Source organism: bacterium, assembly GCA_012517375.1.
Classification (GTDB): domain Bacteria; phylum Hydrothermota; class Tepidihabitantia; order B3-TA06; family B3-TA06; genus JAAYVC01.
Genome location: JAAYVC010000085.1, coordinates 1 through 6,526, shown reverse-complemented (window position 1 = coordinate 6,526; position 6,526 = coordinate 1). Strand labels below are relative to the sequence as shown.

4 protein-coding genes and 1 rRNA gene are annotated in these 6,526 nt (G+C 49.0%); all 5 read left to right on the top strand.

Features of this window, described 5'->3' with window-relative positions:
* Window positions 1-1,047, top strand: a 1,047-nt coding sequence (locus GX441_09070; GenBank protein ID NLI98789.1) for a hypothetical protein, incomplete at its 5' end; no start/stop codon positions are given.
* A 268-nt stretch (window positions 1,048-1,315) separates the two neighbouring features.
* Window positions 1,316-1,690, top strand: coding sequence for an endonuclease domain-containing protein (locus tag GX441_09065; GenBank protein ID NLI98788.1), 375 nt, complete (start codon window positions 1,316-1,318; stop codon window positions 1,688-1,690).
* Window positions 1,691-2,463: 773 nt separating this feature from the next.
* A 16S ribosomal RNA gene (locus GX441_09060) occupies window positions 2,464-4,030 on the top strand.
* 338 nt (window positions 4,031-4,368) lie between these two features.
* Complete coding sequence (locus GX441_09055; protein NLI98787.1) at window positions 4,369-4,920, top strand: hypothetical protein; 552 nt, start codon at window positions 4,369-4,371, stop codon at window positions 4,918-4,920.
* A 93-nt stretch (window positions 4,921-5,013) separates the two neighbouring features.
* Window positions 5,014-6,526: hypothetical protein (locus tag GX441_09050; protein ID NLI98786.1), on the top strand; the 1,513-nt coding region annotated here is incomplete at its 3' end.

Here is a 6,526-nt window from a genome sequence, read left to right as displayed (position 1 = left end):
GATATTATTAACTCTATGGCGGTAGGGCAGGAGGAGTCGAATACAATAACTCCCTTTATCCATGCAATATTCAACAGACTATCATGGGATGAATATCACTTTGAAGATAACGAATCTAAGTTCTTTGACTCTTATAACAAGGGACACCAAGTCATGAGTTTAAAAGGGAGATCGTTTTCAATAGGTTCCAATGTGCCTATCACTTCGGTTGTAATCCTAGATTTGCTAATTTTCGAAATAACCACCAGATTTAATACTTTTTGCCAAGATCTTCTTGTTGAGTTCTGGAAAATGTGGCTGGTAAAACGAAATGACGCAGAACGTTCGAACGATGTTCCTAAAAGAGACCTGCTTGATGATTTCGCTCTCTGCTTTTTTAAAGGCCTGAGAGTTGATGCTGTTCGTGTACTCTATAAAAAAGTTGATGGCTCGCCTCAGAGTTTTAGAGAAATACCCTTGATATTAGAGCATTACGAATTAGAGGAAAACTATCCTCGTATATATACTCTAACTGGTTTACTTGAAAAATTAGGGGAAGTAGATGTTGAGATGGAAAACCAAGGAAGAGAAACGAGAATCAAAGCTCAAAATCTCCAGATGGAAGACCTCCAAAGGAATTTAGTAGATTACAAAAGATTCGTTTTTAGTACAAAAGGGGAGTTAACTACTTTAAAAAGTGAAACTGAAGAAAAAACAAAATTACTAAACAAGGGAATAGAAGAGGCCAAAGACAATGAACAGCGCATGACGCGCAACTTTGTGCAAATCATCGGCATATTTGCGGCGATAATTGCGTTTGTAGTGACCATCGTTCCGACGGCGGTGCGGCTTGGCGGGGCCAGCGTTCCCATAGCGCTCGCCGGCCTGGCGATTGTAACGGCAGGCATAATCGTCCTGCTGGCGATGATATTCGGAAGGGAAGGTCAGAAGAAAACTGGTTTGATTGTAGGCATCTCCATTGCTGGCTTTCTATTCCTCGCTTGGCTTGCAGGTACTATTTGGTTAGCAATTTACTATCCTGAGATTCTCACAACGGTCCTTCATTAGTGGCAAATTTTAAGTTTCACCTCCTCCCAGCCTCCCCAATCAAGGGGGAGGAGTTCCCCTTCCCTCGATGGGAAGGGGTTAGGGGCAAGGTGAAACTCATGAATTTAGCTTACTCTCAAAATCTATTCAAGCATTGTTGTAAATCAAACACTTTCACCTCCTCCCTCAAGCCTCCGAAGGAGAGTACACCTCACCCCATCAAGGGGGAGGAGATCAGAAGTTCCCCTTCCCTCGACGGGAAGGGGTTAGGGGCAAGGTGAAACCCAAAATGAAGTTGACGCGCAGGAAACTCACGCCGCTTTCTAAAGGCTTGCGACATCGCATGACCGATGCCGAAGCCAAACTCTGGAAACGCCTCAACCGCAAACAACTCGGCGTGATGTTCAGGCGTCAATATCCCTTTGAGAAATATATTGTAGATTTCGTTTCATTCGATTCGGGACTGATTGTTGAGGTTGAAGGCAGTCAACATGCAGACTCAGAGCAGGATAATGTGAGGGATGCCTGGTTTGTTTCCAAAGGATTCAAGATCTTAAGATTCTGGGATAATGATGTACTTAAGAATACGGATGGAGTCGTAGAAGTAATAAGACAAGAGGTTGAATTGAGAATCGGAAGAGAAACCGATCCAGAAGAAAAATGAGATATACACTTAAAAAGGGTTTCACCTCCTCCCACCCTCCCCCATCAAGGGGGAGGAGATTAATAGTTCCCCTTCCCTCGAAGGGTAAGGGGATTCTCCAGAGGAGAATTTGGGCAAGGTAAAACCATATTTTTAAGGTTTCGACGCAATCTTCTAAGTGCAACACAACTTGACCCAATCTTTTTCTATCCTATAATATATATAGGATAACCTCCTTGGTTAGATGGTTCCTTCCCGCGTGCGAGGGAACGCGCAACCAGTGTCAGGGCAATGACACGCCTCCTTTTAAGCCCTTCCCCTCGCTAGAAGGGAGAAATTCCCCCGCACGCGGGATAATTTAATAAAAGAAAATCCACTCCAGCGGATTTTCTTTTAGACTTATGAGAAAGCGGAAAATGCAAAAGAATTTCAACGGCGTCGAGAATCAGAACAAGCGTAAAATACCAAGTGCGGATGGAGCCCCCAGCAAAACACTCCGTGTTTTTGTGGGGCTTATTTTTTGGCTACCCGTTAAAAACGCAAGGCGTTTTTAACGGGTTTATTGTCTTGACATCTTGGTTTGGCTGATTATAATACTCTTGCGAAGGGTTGAGAGGTGGTTCTTTTTTGAACCGAGAATGCCATAATAGCTGCGTGTCAGTAACTATCCGAAAGAAAGGTACTTGACAACGCCGGAAATGTGCATATAATTCTCGTCTTGTTCTTTGGGAAATTTGGAAAGTAAGTCCAGCCCCCTTGAGTTTTAAGTCCAGTTTACCTTCAAGAATTTTTGCTTGGAGGGTTTGATCCTGGCTCAGGGCTAACGCTGGCGGCGTGTCTTAGACATGCAAGTCGAACGGACTTTTCTTTTGTAGCAATACTTGAGAAAAGTTAGTGGCGAACGGGTGAGTAATACTGGAGTAATTTACCCCGAAGCGGGGCACAACATCGAGAAATCGGTGCTAATTCCCCGTACGCTCCGAAGGACGCGAGTCTTTTGGAGGAAAGATGGCCTCTACTTGTAAGCTATCGCTTTGGGATGAGCTCCTGGCCTATCAGCTTGTTGGCGGGGTAATGGCCCACCAAGGCAACGACGGGTAGCCGGCCTGAGAGGGCGATCGGCCACACGGGCACTGCGACACGGGCCCGACTCCTACGGGAGGCAGCAGTCTAGAAAATTGCACAATGGGCGAAAGCCTGATGCAGCGACGCCGCGTGCGGGATGAAGTCTTTCGGGATGTAAACCGCTGACAGGGGGGACGATGATACTAATGGCTAATATCCATTAGTATTGACGGTACCCCCAAAGGAAGCACCGGCTAACTACGTGCCAGCAGCCGCGGTAATACGTAGGGTGCAAGCGTTGCCCGGATTCACTGGGCGTAAAGGGTGCGTAGGCGGATTGGTAAGTCGATTGTGAAATCTCTAGGCTCAACCTGGAAACTGCGGTCGATACTGCCGATCTAGAGGACAGAAGAGGAGAGCGGAACTCCTGGTGTAGCGGTAAAATGCGTGGATATCAGGAGGAACGCCTATGGCGAAAGCAGCTCTCTGGTATGTTCCTGACGCTGAAGCACGAAAGCTAAGGTAGCAAACCGGATTAGATACCCGGGTAGTCTTAGCCGTAAACAATGTACACTAGGTATTGGCAATGGTCAGTGCCGCAGCTAACGCGATAAGTGTACCGCCTGGGGACTACGGCCGCAAGGCTAAAACTCAAAGGAATTGACGGGGCCCCGCACAAGCGGTGGATGATGCGGTTTAATTCGTTGCTACGCGAAGAACCTTACCTGGGTTTGACATGTACGTGGTACGGATCCGAAAGGTGAAGGACCGGGGTTTTCCCCGGAGCGTACACAGGTGCTGCACGGCTGTCGTCAGCTCGTGCCGTGAGGTGTTGGGTTAAGTCCCGCAACGAGCGCAACCCCTGCCGATAGTTGCCATCAGGTTATGCTGGGCACTCTATCGGGACTGCCCGGGTCAACCGGGAGGAAGGTGGGGATGATGTCAAGTCATCGTGGCCTTTATGCCCAGGGCGACACGCGTCATACAGTGGCCGTTACAGCGGGCTGCAACATCGCGAGATGAAGCTAATCCCTTAAAAGCGGCCATGGTTCGGATTGCAGGCTGCAACTCGCCTGCATGAAGATGGAATCGCTAGTAATCGCAGATCAGCCATGCTGTGGTGAATGCGTTCTCGGGGCTTGTACACACCGCCCGTCAAGCCATGGAAGTCGTGGGCACCTGAAGACGTGGAGTCTAACCTCGTGAGGACCTGCGTTGAGGGTGAACTCGGTGACTGGGGCTAAGTCGTAACAAGGTAGCCGTACGGGAACGTGCGGCTGGATCACCTCCTTTCTACGGATAATCGACTGCGACTTGAATTTTAGGGCAAGCTGGACTGACTTTCCTTGGTGCCCCCCTTCGATAGGGGGGCACTCTTTTTTGCGAGAAGTTCGGTTCCTCTGATCCAGTGAACTAAACAGAAGCTTCAAAACGGCTCCAGAGGAGCCGTCCCTCCCCTTCGATAGGGAGGCGCTTTTTTATTGAGCCCCCATTCTACTTATTATTCGGCTTCCTTTTGGCGTAAAAAGACTTGACATGCGGTTTTTTTTTTTCTATAATTATGCTGCCGAGGGCAAGACAGGAACACAGGATTCCTTAGATTATTAACAAACAATCTAACCCAAGGAGTAACAATGGGCAAACACAAAGCCCTAATCCTTGCCGCCGTGATAGCAGTGCTTGCAACGGCAACAACGGCGCAGGCCTACTACGAGACATGGGACGGCTGGTTCGTGGGCGGAACCCTTTATTACAGCGGTAATGCCTACACAACCCCTAATGTTTATACTAGAGAGATGTACGATTCAACGCGGGTCAGCGACCGTGATACCTTCTACAACCCTGCTTTCGGTCAGGGAGATACCATAACGATTAGGTTTGTTTACGATAGAGACAACGATACCATCTTCCTTAAGATCGCCTCTATCACAGGCGGCAAAACTACAGGTCAGACCGGAACCAAGGAAGGAGACGGCACCTGGGCAGGTTCGGCGATTCGCAGAAAGAACACGGTAGAAACCACATGGAGTTCTGTTATTGGCACATGGGACGCATCTTTCACTTATCCAGCTGGGAGTCCACCCCCGACGCCATACTACACCGGAGGTTGGACGATTACCAGCAGCACACCTTCAGGTCTAACAGGTGACGGTGCTTGTGATGGAGATCGAACAGCTAACTGGTAACGAACCTGTTTGAGGAGGTCGGCAAATGCCGACCTCCTCCCGACCTTGATTGATGCAGGTTTCGACTTATAATAAAAAACAAGGAGGCTTTTTGTGCTGAATGTATTGCTTACAGGTCTTACCATCTTTTCAGGCGTTTTGGTCGACCCCTTTCCTCTTGCCGAGGCAGCCGCCAAACATCACCAGATTATGTTAAGCGCAGCCATGGCGCCTGACGGCCATTTCGCCGTTGCCTGGGTGGATAGCGCTTACGATTCCACATGGCGGCCTTACCGTTCAAGGCTGGACCTTTACGTTCGGTTCTTTGACAAGAACGGAAACCCTCTTACAGACGCCTACAAGCCCGAAAAGATTGCAGACACATGCTGGACTTTCTGGCCTTGCATCGGAATGGACAGCGCGGGGAACACTGTTTTAGTGTGGATTGACAATAGAACAACAGGCGCAGACTCAGAGAATCTTTCAAACATCCGCTTCCAGCGCTTCTCATCTGTAGGAATGCCTCTTTTGTCTGCAAAAACAATCGAACCTCAGTTATATCTTACATCTGTGAAGAAGACTACATCCCTGGGTTTGAATAGCGAAGGAGAGTTCACTTTAGCTTGGAGTAGTTGGAGAGACCCATCGAGGTTCGTGTGGGTACAACGTTTTGACCCGAATGGTTCGCCAAAGAATACCGCTTTCATGGTGCACGACTCCATTCCCACTAGGGTTGACTTCTTATATCCTCAAGTTGCTCTAAACGATGCAAACGACATCGTTATAACATGGCTCGATTTTAACGAAACGGCGCACACGTACCCTATTTTTCAGGCGTTCGACGCGGATGATATCCCTATCCTTCCCTGGGAGCCCGAAGGACATCGCGTGGACGACGGAGCGGAGCTAGTTGGCGCCTGCGCGCCCAAACCCTTCTGGCTTGATAACGACCGCTTCGTCGTGTTCTGGACCGACTACATGATACCGCCATACATGCCCGATCACTTGATTGGCCGGGTTTTCGAGGAAAAAGGGCTTGTTCGCCGCCCCATAAGCGGCCTGATATGGAGTGATTCGTTGTGGAGTCAATCGACTGACCCCGCAGGCCAGTTCAACATTGCAGTTTCTTCGGACGACCGTTTCTGCCACACTCATACAAGGATATATACCGAGTGGACACCTGACAGCAACGTTAAATTATGGGCTCATGCCGCAGGCATTCTTGGGAAAGTGCAGGGCAACGAACCTCAGCGCAGCACCACTCTTTTCGAGTATACATCAGCCTGGGGCGCTGATACCTTTATATACAGGCCTTTTATTCCATGCCAGACTCCTGCGGTTTCGGTGTCAAATGACAGAATCGTGTGGGTGTATTCGCGCATGACGCGTATAGGACAGGACAGCGTACTAAAGGCTTATGCGATGATCTCGGACTGGGACATGGGCGAAGGCATTACCGAACACCCTGAGACAAGTGGCTTAAACTCCTTGTCAGTTACGCCAATCGGCTCAACCATCACCCTGCGCTACTTCGACTGCCCGAACGGTTTCTCCGCATCCGTCTTCGACGCTTCGGGCAGAAAAATCGACATGATTGAATCTTCGGGCGAGTCCGGGACATTGTCCT

What these genes read in the sequence shown, in the direction of transcription:
- GX441_09055 (NLI98787.1), top strand. Translation starts at nt 4,369, where the DNA reads ATGGGCAAACACAAAGCCCTAATCCTTGCCGCCGTGATAGCAGTGCTT.
- GX441_09065 (NLI98788.1), top strand. Translation starts at nt 1,316, where the DNA reads ATGAAGTTGACGCGCAGGAAACTCACGCCGCTTTCTAAAGGCTTGCGA.